Source organism: Corynebacterium sp. LK14, assembly GCF_008042215.1.
Taxonomy (GTDB): Bacteria; Actinomycetota; Actinomycetes; order Mycobacteriales; family Mycobacteriaceae; genus Corynebacterium; species Corynebacterium striatum.
In genome coordinates this window covers 546,363-560,992 of the sequence record NZ_NOVQ01000009.1, presented here as the reverse complement: position 1 = coordinate 560,992, position 14,630 = coordinate 546,363, and the positions used below count along the sequence as shown (strand labels likewise).

Genomic DNA, 14,630 nt, shown 5'->3' with positions numbered 1-14,630 from the left:
CACTACTTCGATGAAGTGCTGTAGGAATGGATAGGGACGCAATTACTTATCGTCACTATTGTCTTGCGCAGCGGTCTCTTTATTCAAATCGTTGATCTGAGCCTTCGCTTCTGCTTCATCACGGGCTGCCGCCGAGTTTGCCGCATCAGGAGATCCAGGCGCGCCGGAAGCCGGGGCACTTCCGCCTTCCTCACGCTGCTGCATGGCGGTTTGTACTTGCTCCGCTAATTGCTGCGGCAAGGTCACTGGCAGCGAACTACCCGCCAGAACTGGGTTCTCGCCACGGTAGACGAAGGTACGGGCAAAGACCTCACGTCCTAGTGCAGCGAGCTCCTCTTGCTTTCCAGCAGGCGCTGCCAAAGTTAGACGGTACATCCAGCGTGGGCCATCAACACCAATGATGCGGATTTCACCGTTCGGGTTTGTTCCCACAACTTCTGTTCCCCATGGGCCGTTTTCTGGGTGGGCCGTAAATCCATCTCGGGTCAGCCCTTCGATGATGTCAGCAGCAGACTCTGCCCATTGCCCTGGCTTGCGTGGGGCTGCGAAAGCAACCGGCGTCATGCGGCCGAATTCGCTGACGATGTGCAGCATCTTCGGGCCTTGCTCGCCCATCTCCACCTGCACCTGACTCCCCTTTGGCAGAGGAATGCGCATAGAACCCAGATCTAGGATTCCGACGGAGAAATCAGTGAAATCGAACTCTTCGATTTTTACAGAATCACCATCAAAGGGACCAGAGTCACCGTTAACGGCGTCATGGTCGATGCTAAAAGCCGTGAACTCAGCCTGAGAAACCGCAGCCGCAGCGCCAGCTTGGGCATCTTCTGCGCGGCTAGTGTGCCCTGTGCTAGCAGGGCTGCCAGCAGCGCCTACTTGCTCGGCGTCCTTAACTTCTTGGTCCTTAACTTCTTGGTCTTCAGACTTTTTCTTAGAAAACGGCCACATAGCTGTTTTTCTCCAAACTTGAAACTCTTAATTAGCGGTTGATGTTTATGAAGCGAGTCTAGACGCCTGTCGAGCCATATCCTGCGGCTCCCCGGACGGTTTCGTCAAGTTCGTCCACCTCGACAAAGTCGACGAGCTCAACACGCTGGACAAGCAATTGAGCGATACGCATGCCGCGCTCAACGTGAAAAGTCTCATGTAGGTCGTGATTAATCAGACACACTTTAATTTCGCCACGATAATCAGCATCGACGGTGCCCGGTGTATTCACCACAGAAATTCCATGCTTGGCGCCAAGACCAGAGCGTGGGTGGATTAGCCCCACGGTGCCGAGCGGCAAAGCGATTGCAATACCAGTGCCCACCAGGACCCGCTCGCCGGGAGCAATGTCTACGGTTTCCGCTGCGCACAGGTCTGCGCCAGCATCGCCCCTATGTGCGCGGTGTGGCAAAGGCAAGTCTCTATCCAAGCGGTGCACCTTCACGGGACCGAAAGGACTTACAGGATCAATAATCGGGTTGGTCTCATTCACCTGCCCCAGCCTACCGTGCTCTAAATGGTCGCTTCACTACAACGTGAAGGCAGCGACTAGACTGGCAGACCGTGTCTATGAATACCGGTTCCGCTTCCCCATCCGCCAGCGGCTCTGCAGCCGCCGCCCCAGAGATCCTTTACAAAGAGCGCCAGTGGGTACCCTGGTATTTCTGGCTGATGGCCGCCTTTGTCGTGGCTATTACTACCGCGACGGTAAGCCTTAACCGCAACATCTGGTGGGTCATCATCCCCGCAGTGCTACTAAGCGCAATCGCCATTTGGGTGCTCATCGCATGGTCGGGCACGGTCCTTAAAGTTGAAAAGGATACCGATGGCACTCGGTGGCTGACAATCAAAGACGCGCAGCTTCCACACGACGTCGTCCAGCGCTCCATGATCGTGCCGAAGACCGCCCGCCGAAACGCTCTTGGCCCTCAATTCGACCCGGCTGCATTCTTGGTGACGCATGGGTGGATTGACGAGCACATCATGCTGGTGCTCGATGACCCTGAGGACCCAACGCCCTACTGGCTCATCGCAACGAAGAACCCCCAGCAAGTGCTGGATGCCTTCCTCGACCCAGCAGCTCGCCCCAGCGCGCACTAGCTTTAGAAACACCACACCCCCGCATCCATCCGCTCGAACAGCGGAGTGCGGGGGCGTAGGTGTTTTAGGCCGCTGGAAGCGCGGCCTGCCAGCTTGAGCGAGCTGCCTAACTATGCGCAATCAAGGCAGATAGCTTTTCCATCTTCCTCGTGGGAGAAACGCTTGTTGGACTGCACCAGGAAGCACACGGAACAGGTGAATTCATTCTCCTGACGTGGGATAACTGTAACGTTAAGTTCCTCGCCGGTCAGGTCAACTGATGGCGGCTCGAAAGCCTCAACAATCTCTCCGTCGTCGTCCATGCCGTTGTTGTCGTTCTCAGCAGCCTTGAGGCCCTCGAGGGAGTCAGCTTCAAGCTCGTCTTCTACACGGCGACGCGGTGCGTCATAATCGGTGGCCATGTTCTACGCCCCTATTAGTCATGTGGATGGGTTGGTATTTATCGTGCGCATCCTAAAACACAATTGGCCTCATGTCATACTCATCCCGACTGAAAAGCGCTTGACTATTACCCCCGCAGCGGCGTTAAGGCCCCTTTCGAAGCCAGGAGCTGCTGAAACGATGGAGCGAGTTTACCCCCGCAGACCCATGTAATCTCGCCCTCAGTGGATAATTTTTGCAGACCTGGATGGCATACAACGGCTCCAGCCTCCGCCGCAACAATTGCCCCAGCGGCAAAATCCCACGGGTTGATACCGTGCTCGTAATATGCATCTATGTTTCCCTCCGCAACGCGGCACAGATCAAGCGCTGCAGCGCCCATACGGCGAATATCGCGCACGCTAGGCAACATGGAGGTCAGAAGTTGAGCCTGCGCTTGGCGACGCCCTGCTGCGTAGCCGAAACCAGTTGCCACCAGGGCAAGCGACGGGTCTGTCTCTGTACGGCACGCCAACTCGCGCACCTGCCCATCGGCAAACTCCACCGTGGCACCTTGCCCCAGCGCCGCAGAATACAAAGTCTCGCGTGCAACATTGATGACGGCGCCCGCGACAATCTCACCGTCGATGGCGGCTCCCATGGACACGGCAAATTCCTCAATGCCGTAGAGGAAATTCACCGTGCCATCGATGGGGTCCACAATCCATGTGACTCCAGTTTCAGAGGCAACGAAAGCCCCTTCTTCTCCGAAGATGCCATCGCCAGGCCGCTGGCTTTGGATGCTCTCAGCAATAAAGCGCTCGGTGGACTGATCCACCTCGGTGACAGGATCCACCGCGCTGCTCTTGGTCTGCGTGTGCGCCGCCAAGCCATCGCTGCCAATGATTTCGGCACGTTGGGCGCGAATACGTACCGCCGCTGCACGGACTGTATCGCGTGCGAAGTCACGCAGTTGTGCCAGATAATTTGGGTCATATTCACAGTTACTCATGCCAACAATTATGCCGTTGCCTACACTTAGGGCTTATGACTAGCACTAAAACTGGCCATTCCTTTGGCATCGACATCGGAGGCTCCGGCATCAAAGGCGCTGAAGTTGACTTGAACACGGGTGAGTTCGTGGGAGAGCGCCTGAAAATTGCCACGCCCAAGAAATCCACACCGGAAGCCGTGGCCAAGATTGTCGCCCAGATCGTGGCGGAAAAGGAATGGTCCGGCCCGGTTGGCATCACTTTGCCTTCCGTGGTCAAAGAGCAAAAAGTTCTCTCAGCGGCGAACATCGACAAGTCCTGGATCGGAGTCGACGCCCAAGAGCTTTTTGCACAATACTTGGGCCAGCCTTTTGTAGTGCTCAATGACGCCGACGCTGCCGGCCTTGCCGAGGTAGCCTTCGGCGACGAAGCAGCACGCACAGGGTCCGTCATCTTCCTCACCCTAGGTACGGGCATTGGCTCGGCTTTCCTCCTCGATGGCCAGCTCTTCCCTAACACCGAGTTGGGCCACATGACGGTGGACGATGCCGAAGCGGAGCACCAGGCTTCCTCGGCGGTAAAGGAGCGTGAGGGCCTCAAGTACAAGCAGTGGGTCAAGCGACTCAATAAAGTACTTGCCGAATACGAGAAACTGTTTAACCCCCACGCCTTCATCATCGGCGGCGGAATCTCTCGCAAGTGGGACAAGTGGGGCGAACACGTAGGTATTGACACCCCCGTTGCCCCAGCGCAGCTGCGCAATCGGGCCGGAATCGTCGGTGCCGCTATGGCCGCGCAGCAGAACTTGCGCCCATAGGGTAATCTCCAAAGATCCACAGTGGATTCGACCCCAGTTCACCGCCTCGCGGCGAAGATCATCTATACTGGGCCGTCGATCCAAAGTTAAACAGCTAACGGCGTGCCTCTCCTGCGCAAATGAGGGCTGGATTAGCATTAACCTCAGTGGTCGCGATTATCGCGACCCAAGCTGTTTTTCAATCACAAGCAAGTCGAAAGGGCGTACGTGGCAGCCACTGATTCTTCAGACCAGGTACTCGGCGAGGGCGGAGAAGCCACCGAGGCATCTGCACCTGTCAAGAAGACCGCCAAAAAGACGGCCAAGAAAACCGCAAAGAAGACGGCCAAAAAGACCGCGAAGAAAACAGCTAAAAAGACTGCTAAGAAGACGGCCAAGAAGACAACTCGCAAGACTGCGAAGAAATCTGCCAAGAAGACCGTCCGCAAGTCTGCACAGAAGGCCGCAGCCGCTCCTGAGGAAAAGCAGGAGAAGCTCGAAACCGCTTCTGACGAGCTCGAGGACGAGCTGGTAGATGACGCCGACCAGGATGACGCGGACTTCGATCCGGATAACGCGGACATGGACGATGACGAGTTCGGCGATGCTGAGGACGAGCTCGATGCGGATGAGGACGATGAAGACGAGGATGAGGATTCTTCTTCCGTCTGGGACGAGGAAGAGTCCGCTACCCTGCGCCAGGCGCGCAAGGATGCACAGCTGACCGCATCTGCTGACTCCGTCCGCGCTTACCTCAAGCAGATCGGTAAGGTCGCCCTCCTTAACGCTGAGCAAGAGGTCTCCCTGGCAAAGCGCATTGAGGCTGGCCTCTACGCGCAGTACCGCATGGATGAGATGGAAAAGGCCCGCGCTGAGGGCGATAAGGCCGCCAAGCTCTCCCCTATGGAAAAGCGCGACCTGCGTTCCATCGCCCGTGATGGCCGCAAGGCAAAGAACCACCTGCTGGAGGCAAACCTCCGACTCGTCGTTTCGCTTGCGAAACGCTACACCGGCCGTGGCATGGCTTTCTTGGATCTCATTCAGGAGGGCAACCTGGGCCTTATCCGTGCGGTTGAGAAGTTCGACTACACCAAGGGTTACAAGTTTTCCACCTACGCCACGTGGTGGATCCGCCAGGCTATTACCCGCGCCATGGCTGATCAGGCCCGCACCATCCGTATCCCGGTGCACATGGTCGAGGTCATCAACAAGCTGGGCCGCATCCAGCGAGAGCTCCTGCAGGATCTGGGCCGCGAGCCCACCCCAATCGAGCTGGCGAAGGAAATGGACATCACCGAGGAAAAGGTCCTCGAGATCCAGCAGTACGCCCGCGAGCCGATTTCCCTAGACCAGACCATTGGTGATGAGGGCGACTCCCAGCTCGGTGACTTCATTGAGGATTCCGAGGCAGTCATCGCTGTCGACGCCGTATCCTTTACCCTCCTGCAGGACCAGCTCCAGGACGTGCTCACCACCCTGTCTGAGCGTGAGGCCGGCGTCGTTCGCCTGCGCTTCGGCCTGACCGACGGCATGCCGCGCACTTTAGACGAAATCGGCCAAGTCTACGGTGTTACCCGCGAGCGCATCCGCCAGATCGAGTCCAAGACCATGTCCAAGCTGCGCCACCCATCGCGCTCCCAGGTCTTGCGCGACTACCTCGACTAAGAGGCCACGCTAGCCAAGGCAAGCCAAAAAGACGCACACGCTTGCCGACGCCGCCCTCGCCTCCCCCCGTTAGCACTAAGCTGCGGAGGGACGCGAGGGCATTTTGCATCGGTGGCACAAGCAAGAGTCCCAAGGATGAGGCCTAAGGATGAGTCCTAAGCCTCAACATCATGGGTTCGCAGCCAGGCAACAGATGCAATCCAAGCTCCGATGACGAAGCAGATAGAAACAGCCATCCTGAACGCGATACCGTACACATCAGGAGTGTCATCTGCGCCGAAGGCAGTACTGCCGAGCGAAATCGTCGACGTAACCATAGCCGGTGGCAGCAGCATCGGGATGAGCCGAATACCGCTGTAGAGAATTCCAACTGAGGCAATCGCGCCCACAAGTGAAATCGCCACGGGCGTGGCAAAGCTGCGAAAGATCATCGAGAAGAAGGATTGCCAGGCCCCGACTGCGAACGCCGGGATGATTGCTAGGAACAGCGCGCTCAAGTTGAGAGGCGAAATCTCTCCCTGTATTCCTAAGCCGCGTCCAATGCCTAAGGCCAGCGCGATGAACACCGCCTGCATTAGCGCGATGAGGACCATGATGGAGAAAAACTTGGCCGCGACTACTTCTCCCGCCGAGCGCGGTGAGGTCAAAATAGTGTTCCAATTGTGGTTGCGATGTTCCAGGCGCCAGGCAGCTGCAGCGATGATGGCCACTCCCACGGTCATAAAGATTAGGCCGTAGAACAGCGTTGCTTGGGAAAGATAGCTTGCCCATCCGGCATTAAGTGACGCCAAGTTAGTGTGATAATTCGCGGCACCAATGCCGACTGCTATAGACGGCACGAGGAAGATGACAGCCCATACGTAGGAGTGTCGAAATTTCAGCAGGTCGATAGCAAACATGAACTTATTCCTCCTGGGAGTCAAGCGTGCGACAAAGCACGGTGAAGATGACGGTTACAACGGCGATGAAAAGTGCCCATGGAATCCACAGTGGTTCGATGCTCACTAGGCCTTCGGGGCGGAAGGTAAATGGGGATAAGACTGCGTAGTAACCGAAGGGATTAATGAGCGTGACCGCGGTTGGGGAAAGCATTCCTGCCACACCGAGGAAGCCGCCTACTACCCCAGTGCTGAGCACCACGAGCTGGGATTCCAGGCGTGCTGCCTGCCACAAGAAAATCGCCATCAGTGCGCACGAGGTTCCATATAGACCAGCTGCTGTGAGAACCCATGTGCCGGGTGAATCAATCGACTGTGCGCCAAAGAGGAATGGAGTGGTCAAGACCGCGAGCAATTCAACTACCTTTACTGCGGCCAGGACAAGGGCTAAAGCTGCGAACTTCGCGCGGAGCAGACCACCGCGGCGGTACCCGGCGATGGAATTAAGCCGCCAGCCGCCGTGGAGATGCTCTACATCGGCTGCGCGGCTGGCTAACAATGCCACCTGCACCGGAGTGAGGAAGGCCGTCACCATGATGTAGCCAAGGAGATGTCCGCCCCATTGACTATGCGGATCTTGCTGAAATTGTTCGGCGGTGTGCTCACCCACCAGATTAATACTGGAAAAAGCAACGATGGCGAGCGTGACAGCAAGGGCAAGCGGCAGCATCCGGGTATGCCGCATCTTGGCATATTCATTCTGCAGCATCATTGCAAGCCACCTCGTCCCGTAATCGAAATGAAGATCTCTTCGAGACTGCGGTGCGTTCTCAGTACTTGGTAGATGGGCACGCCATGGTTGACGAGCTGCGCGCAAGCCCCCGCGACGTCGCGCTCGCTTAAGTTCGGGACCCGAATGCCACCTTCTACAAAGCGCACTGAGATACCCGCGAGTGCTTGCGCCGCTTCCTTGGGGTCCGGGGTTTCGATAAAGACTTCAGGCGGCTGGGAATGGAAAAGCTCCTGCTTTGTACCTTGGAAGAGCAACTGCCCGCGATTAATAATGGTCAGCTCACTAGCCATCTTTTCGATTTCCGAGAGAAGGTGGCTCGAAACCAAAACCGTTCGCCCCTCATCGGCAGCGAGGCTGACGATGAGATTGCGAATCTCTTCGATACCGGCAGGGTCAAGACCGTTCGTTGGTTCATCAAGGATCAGAAGCTGCGGGTTACGAATCATAGCCATTGCGATGCCGAGGCGCTGCTTCATGCCCAAGGAATAGTTCGCTACTTGCTTGTCCAGCTGCTTTTCCAGCCGCACGAGGTGCACTGCGCGATCCACGTCTTCTGCCTCAGCGCGTAGAAGCCGCGCAGCGATGCGCAGGTTCTCTCGCCCAGTGAGGTGCAAATAGGCCGAAGGCTGCTCGATGAGCGAGCCGGTGCGGGCCAAGGCCCGGCTGCGCGTCTTAGGCCCGAAAGGCTCGCCGAACAAACTGATGCTTCCCTTAGTCGGCTTTGTCAGACCCAAAAGCATTTTCATGGTCGTGGACTTGCCCGAACCATTCGGCCCCAACAATCCGTGAACGACACCGTGGCCAATTGCCATATCAAGGCCGTCGACGGCCTTGAATCCCTTATATTCCTTGGTCAAACCCTGAGTTTCGACAACATATTCTGTGCTCATAACTCAATCGTTGCCCGGCGCGCCTACGCCGCACATCGCCGCGAGGCACGATTTTGCGAGTCATACCGGGGTATTAGGAGCTAAGCAGGTCAGCACGGGAGACAACTCCTGTGCGATAGGCAAAAAGGGCTGCGTGTACACGGTCCCTAGAACTCGTCTTGGCGAGTACTCGTCCAACGTGCGTCTTGACGGTCGGCATAGAGATGAACATCCGCTCACATATCTCTGTGTTTGACCATCCCATCCCGATTGCTTCAAGGATTTCTTGTTCACGGGCAGTCAGCGATTCAAGTACCCGACGGTCTGCGCCGCTAATACTCAGCGCGTCCGTGGAATCATCCCTCATACTGTGGACAAGGCGCTTAGTGGCGCGGGGTGAAATTACCGCGTCTCCGCGATAGACAGTGCGCAACGCGCTTAGTAGCTCCTCTGGCTCTGCGTCCTTGAGCACGAAGCCACTCGCTCCTGCTCGCAGCCCGGCTACTACATAGTCTTCGTCATCGAAAGTTGTCAGAATGATGACCTTCGTCTCCGGAAGAGTGGATACGATCTCAGCAGTGGCGCTAATTCCATCGCGCACAGGCATCTGTACATCCATGAGCACCACATCAGCAGGCGTGGCCACGCATTGGGTCAGCGCATCTTCGCCATCGTTTGCTTGCCAAATAACATCCATGTCTGGCTGCGAACTAATGATCTGGGCAATCCCGTGCAGGAAGAGAACCTGGTCATCTACCAATCCGACTTTCATTGCTTACTTCCTCCTCCTGTGGGTAACTCTGCTTCTACTATCCATGTGCCAGCATCACTGTGCTGTTGGAAGGTGCCTCCAACCAATTCCGCGCGTTCCTTCATGCCAGCAATGCCATGTCCCTCGCCTCGGGCATCACCCATATATCCATTGCGCACCTCAAGGCGGACGATACCTTCAAGCCATTCGACTAGTACGTCTGCTTGCCCGCCACCATGTTTGTTCGCATTGGTCAAAGCCTCTTGGACAATTCGGTACAGACTTAGTGACGTCGCGGCGGAAAGCTCTTCAGGTGGCGTTCCTGTGCAGCGATATCCCACAGCAATGCCAGCGCTTCTAACGCTGTTAATGAGTTCTGAAAGATCACCGAATCCCGCCATCGGTTGAGTGCCGCGCTTTTCCCCTGTGCGCAGCAAGCCCACGACTCCCCGCATCTCCCGCAAAGAGGTCCTTCCCACGCGGGAAATAGACTTCAAAGCTTCTTCTTGCGCTTCCGTGTCTTTGGTGTAGAGCGCCCCATCGGCTTGGGCAACTATGACCGATAGCGAGTGCGTGACGACGTCATGGATCTCACGTGCGATGAACGCCCGTTGTTCCGTCGAGCTTTTCTCGAATTCCAGGCGTTGTTTCTCTAAAGCACGCGAAATCTCCCGTGTGCGTTCTTCCTCTGCTCTCCTACGCAGTTCACCCACAAGCATGCATACCGCAAGGACCAGTAGGCTCCAGCCCACGACGAAAAGGCGCCGCGCAATATCCTGTGCTGCTTCCTGTACCGTTTGGCTCACCCAAAATACGCCGATAAAGTCCGCAGCAAGCATCCCTATAGTCATTATTCGACGTAGGGGCTCTTCCAGCCTGCGGCGAATAATGTAGGCGACCTGCCCCGCAAGGATTATGATGCCTACGGTGAGTTCCACCTGGAACAGGCTGGCGAAGAGCACCACTGATGCAACGAAGACCACCAGGCGCGGCCACCGTCTGCTAATGATTGGCACTAGCACGACCAAGGCGATAATCAGGTAGTCAAAGAGCGGCCGGGACATCAGGTCCCTACCGATGAGAGACGCCGCTCCGCATAAAAGTGACACCGCCAGGTCACGAATCATTCGCCTATCAGAAAAGACTTCCACGCCTCTACGCTATCCGGTTCGATGAGTTAAGTAGTCATGCCTGAGTACGATTTCGTCGGCCCCTTTTATCCAAGCTCCAAGACAAAGCAGCCCGCGTAGCCCGCAACATAGTGCCGGACCGGCTGGCCAAGGTTATCTACCAGGTGCTGTCGACCTAGTTATCGAGACCGTCCGCAATAGCATCAGCGATTTTGTCGACAATCGATTTATCCGCTGAATCGCCAATAACCGTCACTGTGTCGCCTTGGGCAGCGCCCAGAGACATCAGCATCATGGCGGAATCTGCATCGGCCTTCTCACCGTCAAAAGCGATGAGGAGGTCTTCTTCTGCTTCGGTAGCCATCTCAGCAATCTTGGCAGCCGGTCGCGCGTGCAAGCCGGAAGCATCTGTCACCGTCACGCTGCGTTCATATGCATCGGTTACATCAAAGTCAGTACTTTCCGCTGGTTGCTTAGACGCGAACACCTCGATAGCGCGACCCGCAGCAGTAGCAACAGCGTCAAGGTCGTCACCTTGCTGCGCGGCAGTAGCCGCAGCAATAGCAGCCTCCACGAGCGGCGCGTCCACGAACTTCACCGGCTCATCGTCAAGGAACTCCAGGACCGACTCAACGGTCATTGTTGCCGAGCCCAAGTCGGTGAGAACAACAACTGCGAGGCCTTCACCGAGCAGGTTATTAATAGCCGTCTCGATGAGGTCATACGAGGTTCCGATTTCACCGGACTCCAGACCACCCGCGGCTGCGATACGCACGTCAGCTGCCATCTGACCAGCCAGCTCAGCAAGGCCTTCGGCCAGCTTAGCTGAGTGCGAAACCAGGACCAGGCCCACTTTCGGTTCTGCCATGCCCTAGCCCTCCTTTACAGCGGCGGCTGCCGCCGCCGCTGCTGCAGCGATAAACAGCGCGGTCGAAGCAGCACCTGGATCCTTGTGGCCAGCAGAGCGCTCGCCCAAGTAGGAAGCACGGCCCTTGGTGGCAACGAGTGGGATGGTTGCTTCGGCGCCTTCGGCTGCTGCATCGGCTGCCGCGCGCAGAACGTCGACAACTCCCGCCCCGGCATCAGCCTGCTCGCGGGCAGCACGCGCCGCCGGCGCCCACGCATCCACCATGGTCTTCTCCCCTTCTTGAGCCTTGCCGCGGGTGGTGATGCCCTCGAGCGCCGACTCAATGAGCGCGGCCGCGCCAGCGCCATCGAGCTCGTCACCGCCGACTGACTTAGCAGCGCGCAGGAATGCAGTTCCCAAAAGCGGACCAGATGCACCGCCGACGGTGGACATCAGGGTCTTGGCCGTCAGCTTCAGCACATCCACGATGCTTGCGGGAGCATCTGCTTCAAGCTTCACAACGACAGCACGGAAACCACGGTCCACGTTTTCGCCATGGTCGCTATCGCCGATGACGCGGTCGAGCTCAATAAGCTCCTCGCGGTGCTCGTGGGCCTGCTCCGCGCAGCCCTTCATCCAAGCCAGGGCCCATTCGGCGTTCAAAGTTTCAACAGAAGTCACTTTATTCTCCTTGGCGTAGTGCGGCGGTATGGCAGGGGGCGTCGAACAGCGCGATGTCTTCATCATCAGCGCGCATAACGGTCACGGAACATCCCGCCATGTCCAGGCTGGTGACGAAGTTGCCCACGAGGGAGCGCTCGATGCTTACGCCGGCTTTCTCCAGCAGCTGTGCCACCCGGCGATAGACCACGTAGAGCTCCGATGCCGGGGTGGCACCCATGCCGTTGACTACGACGATGGTGCGCTCGCCTTCTGCCAACTTCAGGTCGGCAAGAATCGGCTCCATGAGATGATCAGTGACATCGTCCGCGGAGACCAACGGGATCTCCTTGCGGCCCGGCTCGCCGTGGATACCAACGCCGAACTCAACCTCATCGTCTGCCAAATCGAAGGAAGGCTTGCCCACGTGCGGCACGGTGCAAGCACTCAGTGCTGCACCCATGGTCGCGGTGTTCTCCACGACCCTCTTCGCCACGGCCGTGACAGCAGCGAGGTCATCGCCGCGCTCAGCCGCGGCGCCCGCAAGCTTTTCGACGAGCAGCGTGCCCGCCACACCGCGACGGCCCGCAGTGTAGGTGGAGTCTTCCACCGCGACGTCATCATCAACGATGACCTGGCTGACCTCGATGTCATCAAACTCAGCCAGCTCAGCGGCAGTATCGAAGTTTAGAACATCGCCGGTGTAGTTCTTCACGATGTAGAGCACACCAGCGCCAGCATTAACCTCGTCGGTCGCCGCCTGGATCGCATCCGGCGTCGGCGATGTAAACATCGCGCCTGGCACCGCCGCATCCAACATGCCGTGGCCCACGAAGCCTGCGTGGAGCGGCTCATGACCCGAGCCACCACCAGAGACAATCGCAACCTTGCCCTGGTCCTTCTTCTGCGCACGTGCCACAAACAGCGGCTCAGTAAAGCGCTTGACGATGTCGCCGTGTGCCAGCGCGAAGCCCTCTACAGACTCTGCCACTACGTTTTCCGGTGAGTTGATGAGCTTTTTCATCACGAATCTCCTTGGGATGTCGAATTAACCCAATTTTCACTGGTTATAACAGTGCCGAGCCTACACGCGGATCCGCATAGATGAACGCAGCCCCACTGCCGCGGATACATGGATAGACTCTAGTGTCATGAATGCCTCCATGCCCGGCCTTGCGGCCTTCCTGCACGGTTCAAGCCCCATCGATCTACTTCAGTGGGTCTCTGCGATCCTGTCCCTGGATGACGATTTCTCGCAAAAGCCTGCCGAGTTCTTTGAAGCCATGTGGGATAACCCCGCCCCAGAGACTACCGCGGTACTCTGGGCCGCCGCCCTGCTGGATGAAGATAAAGAGCGCGTAAAGCTCCATCGCGCTGAGCTCGCCCGGCGCGATGACTTACCGCAGGAACCGACCTGGCTTGCTCACCTTGAGCAAGCCCGCGTGGTTAACGTCATCGAGGCTACGCAGTACTACGGGGATGTCCATTACTACACTCTCGAGCTATCCGTCCCGCACTCTGCGCCCCTGACGGTAAATGTCTCCATTGACCTAGCAGGCGGCAATGGCTCGATTTATGACTGTTTCCTCACCGAGGCCAATGCACAGCAGGTTATGGAGATCATGTCCAAGGATGAGTCGATGGAGAGCTTCGGCCCTACGAGTCAGGAGGGCCTGGCCGATTTCCTCAGCAACGCCATCTGGCTAGATGAGATCACAGTCGACGACGGCCCTGGTGAAAGCTGGCCTACCACCCGTCCGCTGCTGCGCTGGGTGCTTTCACTACTAGATAATGTCCCGGCTACTGTCTCCAGTCCCGGTATCATCGGCCGCCGTATTCGTCTTGAAGAAGGCGATACTTCCGAAACTGAAGAAACATTGGCCGCCTTCCTGGATGCCGTTCCGCTTAAGAAGGAGGAGGCCGATGCTACCGAGACGCTACTCAGCATCACAGCCAATTACACCATGGCCGACCTGTACCACTGGTCCCCACTGCGTGTTGAAATGGCTCTGACCCTCGTAGCCCGTAAAGTCATGGCCAGTGGCTCATTCCTCCGGTGCTTCCCACGCGTTCTCACCAAGTTCGTCACCTGGACTGGCGAGGTCTCAGGACGCCCCGCCCACATCCAAAGGCAGCTCGACTCAGCACTAGAGGAAGAAGGAAAGCGCTTCCGAAAGGAACTTGAAGCACAATTCGACTTCGACTCCTATGACTACGGCCCAGATGCCATCGGCCTCGGCCCTGGCATGCCCGTCCCCGTGACCTCCCGCTTCGACGCACAGCTCGACGATTCCCCTCTCCCCTCCGAGGACACCAAACTCAGCGCCCTAGCCCCAGACGTTATCGCTGGTGTAAAGCAATGGGACGCACTTATCACCGAGTGGTTTAACGATCACCCAGAGGTCGATCCGGAACTGCTGACATCCACTCGACGTCTCCTGAGCGCCCTAGCCCACGACAAACCGAAGCAATTTAGCTCGACCAACGCCACAGTGGAGCGCAGCGTCGCCGCACTTCTAATCACGGTCTCCGAGATCAACGCCGTGCCATTCGTAGTCGCCCAGATCCAACGTGACTTCGATTTACGCACCAGCCCCCGCTCGCGTGCCGATACCCTCCACAACTATCTTTACGATGCCGCTATCCACTCCGGCCGCCCCTTGAGCGACTACCTCATCTCTCACACACGGCGAAGCATGATGAGGAATGCAGGGCTCTAATAATGGGTCAAGTCATCCACTCCGGCTGCACAACATCGCCACCATTTGGAAGTGGAGAACTCATGTGTAGTCCATAATGGA

At 57.4% G+C, this 14,630-nt stretch carries 16 protein-coding genes; 4 read left to right on the top strand and 12 right to left on the bottom strand.

Annotated features, from left to right (window positions below; genetic code table 11):
- Positions 1-42: 42 nt before the first annotated feature.
- Positions 43-948: a DUF3710 domain-containing protein gene (locus CHU71_RS05955; RefSeq protein WP_147760469.1), complete on the bottom strand. Its 906-nt coding sequence runs from the start codon at positions 946-948 to the stop codon at positions 43-45.
- Between the two features lie 58 nt (positions 949-1,006).
- Positions 1,007-1,480 (bottom strand): dUTP diphosphatase, encoded by a 474-nt coding sequence (dut, locus tag CHU71_RS05950; RefSeq protein ID WP_101504903.1) that lies wholly within the window; start codon positions 1,478-1,480, stop codon positions 1,007-1,009.
- A gap of 77 nt (positions 1,481-1,557) precedes the next feature.
- Between dut and CHU71_RS05945 the strand changes: the two genes are divergently transcribed.
- Positions 1,558-2,088 carry a DUF3093 domain-containing protein gene (locus CHU71_RS05945; RefSeq protein ID WP_005529163.1) on the top strand — a complete coding sequence of 177 codons (531 nt, stop codon included), beginning with the start codon at positions 1,558-1,560 and terminating at the stop codon, positions 2,086-2,088.
- Between the two features lie 110 nt (positions 2,089-2,198).
- On the opposite strand, the gene CHU71_RS05940 is transcribed toward CHU71_RS05945, so the two are convergent.
- Both CHU71_RS05940 and CHU71_RS05935 read right to left on the bottom strand, forming a co-directional pair.
- Positions 2,199-2,489, bottom strand: coding sequence for a DUF4193 domain-containing protein (locus tag CHU71_RS05940; protein WP_005529162.1), 291 nt, complete (start codon positions 2,487-2,489; stop codon positions 2,199-2,201).
- Between the two features lie 107 nt (positions 2,490-2,596).
- Positions 2,597-3,460: an inositol monophosphatase family protein gene (locus tag CHU71_RS05935; protein WP_100086993.1), complete on the bottom strand. Its 864-nt coding sequence runs from the start codon at positions 3,458-3,460 to the stop codon at positions 2,597-2,599.
- Between the two features lie 35 nt (positions 3,461-3,495).
- On the opposite strand from CHU71_RS05935, the gene ppgK reads away from it, so the two are divergent.
- Together ppgK and CHU71_RS05925 are read left to right on the top strand one after the other, a co-directional pair.
- Positions 3,496-4,257, top strand: a complete 762-nt coding sequence (gene ppgK / locus CHU71_RS05930) for a polyphosphate--glucose phosphotransferase (RefSeq protein WP_100086992.1) — start codon at positions 3,496-3,498, stop codon at positions 4,255-4,257.
- Positions 4,258-4,464: 207 nt separating this feature from the next.
- Positions 4,465-5,901: an RNA polymerase sigma factor gene (locus CHU71_RS05925; protein WP_100086991.1), complete on the top strand. Its 1,437-nt coding sequence runs from the start codon at positions 4,465-4,467 to the stop codon at positions 5,899-5,901.
- 155 nt (positions 5,902-6,056) lie between these two features.
- Here CHU71_RS05925 and CHU71_RS05920 read toward each other — a convergent pair whose 3' ends face one another.
- From CHU71_RS05920 to dhaK, 8 genes are all read right to left on the bottom strand, one after another.
- The gene (locus tag CHU71_RS05920) at positions 6,057-6,800 is read right to left on the bottom strand and encodes an ABC transporter permease (RefSeq protein WP_147760468.1); all 744 of its coding nucleotides are present in this window, start codon (positions 6,798-6,800) and stop codon (positions 6,057-6,059) included.
- Between the two features lie 4 nt (positions 6,801-6,804).
- Positions 6,805-7,551 carry an ABC transporter permease gene (locus CHU71_RS05915; protein WP_147760467.1) on the bottom strand — a complete coding sequence of 249 codons (747 nt, stop codon included), beginning with the start codon at positions 7,549-7,551 and terminating at the stop codon, positions 6,805-6,807.
- Positions 7,548-8,462: an ABC transporter ATP-binding protein gene (locus CHU71_RS05910; protein WP_147760466.1), complete on the bottom strand. Its 915-nt coding sequence runs from the start codon at positions 8,460-8,462 to the stop codon at positions 7,548-7,550. The genes CHU71_RS05915 and CHU71_RS05910 overlap by 4 nt, the downstream gene beginning before the upstream one ends.
- Before the next feature lie 73 nt (positions 8,463-8,535).
- Complete coding sequence (locus CHU71_RS05905; RefSeq protein ID WP_147760465.1) at positions 8,536-9,213, bottom strand: response regulator transcription factor; 678 nt, start codon at positions 9,211-9,213, stop codon at positions 8,536-8,538.
- Positions 9,210-10,343 (bottom strand): sensor histidine kinase, encoded by a 1,134-nt coding sequence (locus tag CHU71_RS05900; protein ID WP_255456398.1) that lies wholly within the window; start codon positions 10,341-10,343, stop codon positions 9,210-9,212. Before CHU71_RS05900 ends, CHU71_RS05905 begins: the two co-directional genes overlap by 4 nt.
- 154 nt (positions 10,344-10,497) lie before the next feature.
- On the bottom strand, positions 10,498-11,190 hold the full coding sequence (gene dhaM, locus CHU71_RS05890; RefSeq protein WP_147760464.1) for a dihydroxyacetone kinase phosphoryl donor subunit DhaM: 693 nt from the start codon (positions 11,188-11,190) through the stop codon (positions 10,498-10,500).
- A gap of 3 nt (positions 11,191-11,193) precedes the next feature.
- A complete protein-coding gene (gene dhaL / locus CHU71_RS05885; protein WP_147760543.1) occupies positions 11,194-11,805 on the bottom strand; it encodes a dihydroxyacetone kinase subunit DhaL in 612 nt (203 codons plus the stop codon).
- Positions 11,806-11,851: 46 nt separating this feature from the next.
- Positions 11,852-12,853: a dihydroxyacetone kinase subunit DhaK gene (gene dhaK, locus CHU71_RS05880; protein ID WP_147760463.1), complete on the bottom strand. Its 1,002-nt coding sequence runs from the start codon at positions 12,851-12,853 to the stop codon at positions 11,852-11,854.
- Between the two features lie 127 nt (positions 12,854-12,980).
- Between dhaK and CHU71_RS05875 the strand changes: the two genes are divergently transcribed.
- On the top strand, positions 12,981-14,549 hold the full coding sequence (locus tag CHU71_RS05875; RefSeq protein WP_147760462.1) for a hypothetical protein: 1,569 nt from the start codon (positions 12,981-12,983) through the stop codon (positions 14,547-14,549).
- The last annotated feature ends 81 nt before the right edge of the window (positions 14,550-14,630 follow it).

Coding starts and splice junctions, on each gene's coding strand:
- CHU71_RS05955 (WP_147760469.1), bottom strand. CDS start 948: ATGTGGCCGTTTTCTAAGAAAAAGTCTGAAGACCAAGAAGTTAAGGAC.
- CHU71_RS05945 (WP_005529163.1), top strand. CDS start 1,558: ATGAATACCGGTTCCGCTTCCCCATCCGCCAGCGGCTCTGCAGCCGCC.
- CHU71_RS05940 (WP_005529162.1), bottom strand. CDS start 2,489: ATGGCCACCGATTATGACGCACCGCGTCGCCGTGTAGAAGACGAGCTT.
- CHU71_RS05935 (WP_100086993.1), bottom strand. CDS start 3,460: ATGAGTAACTGTGAATATGACCCAAATTATCTGGCACAACTGCGTGAC.
- ppgK (WP_100086992.1), top strand. CDS start 3,496: ATGACTAGCACTAAAACTGGCCATTCCTTTGGCATCGACATCGGAGGC.
- CHU71_RS05920 (WP_147760468.1), bottom strand. CDS start 6,800: ATGTTTGCTATCGACCTGCTGAAATTTCGACACTCCTACGTATGGGCT.
- CHU71_RS05915 (WP_147760467.1), bottom strand. CDS start 7,551: ATGATGCTGCAGAATGAATATGCCAAGATGCGGCATACCCGGATGCTG.
- CHU71_RS05910 (WP_147760466.1), bottom strand. CDS start 8,462: ATGAGCACAGAATATGTTGTCGAAACTCAGGGTTTGACCAAGGAATAT.
- CHU71_RS05905 (WP_147760465.1), bottom strand. CDS start 9,213: ATGAAAGTCGGATTGGTAGATGACCAGGTTCTCTTCCTGCACGGGATT.
- dhaM (WP_147760464.1), bottom strand. CDS start 11,190: ATGGCAGAACCGAAAGTGGGCCTGGTCCTGGTTTCGCACTCAGCTAAG.
- dhaL (WP_147760543.1), bottom strand. CDS start 11,805: ATGAAGGGCTGCGCGGAGCAGGCCCACGAGCACCGCGAGGAGCTTATT.
- dhaK (WP_147760463.1), bottom strand. CDS start 12,853: ATGAAAAAGCTCATCAACTCACCGGAAAACGTAGTGGCAGAGTCTGTA.
- CHU71_RS05875 (WP_147760462.1), top strand. CDS start 12,981: ATGAATGCCTCCATGCCCGGCCTTGCGGCCTTCCTGCACGGTTCAAGC.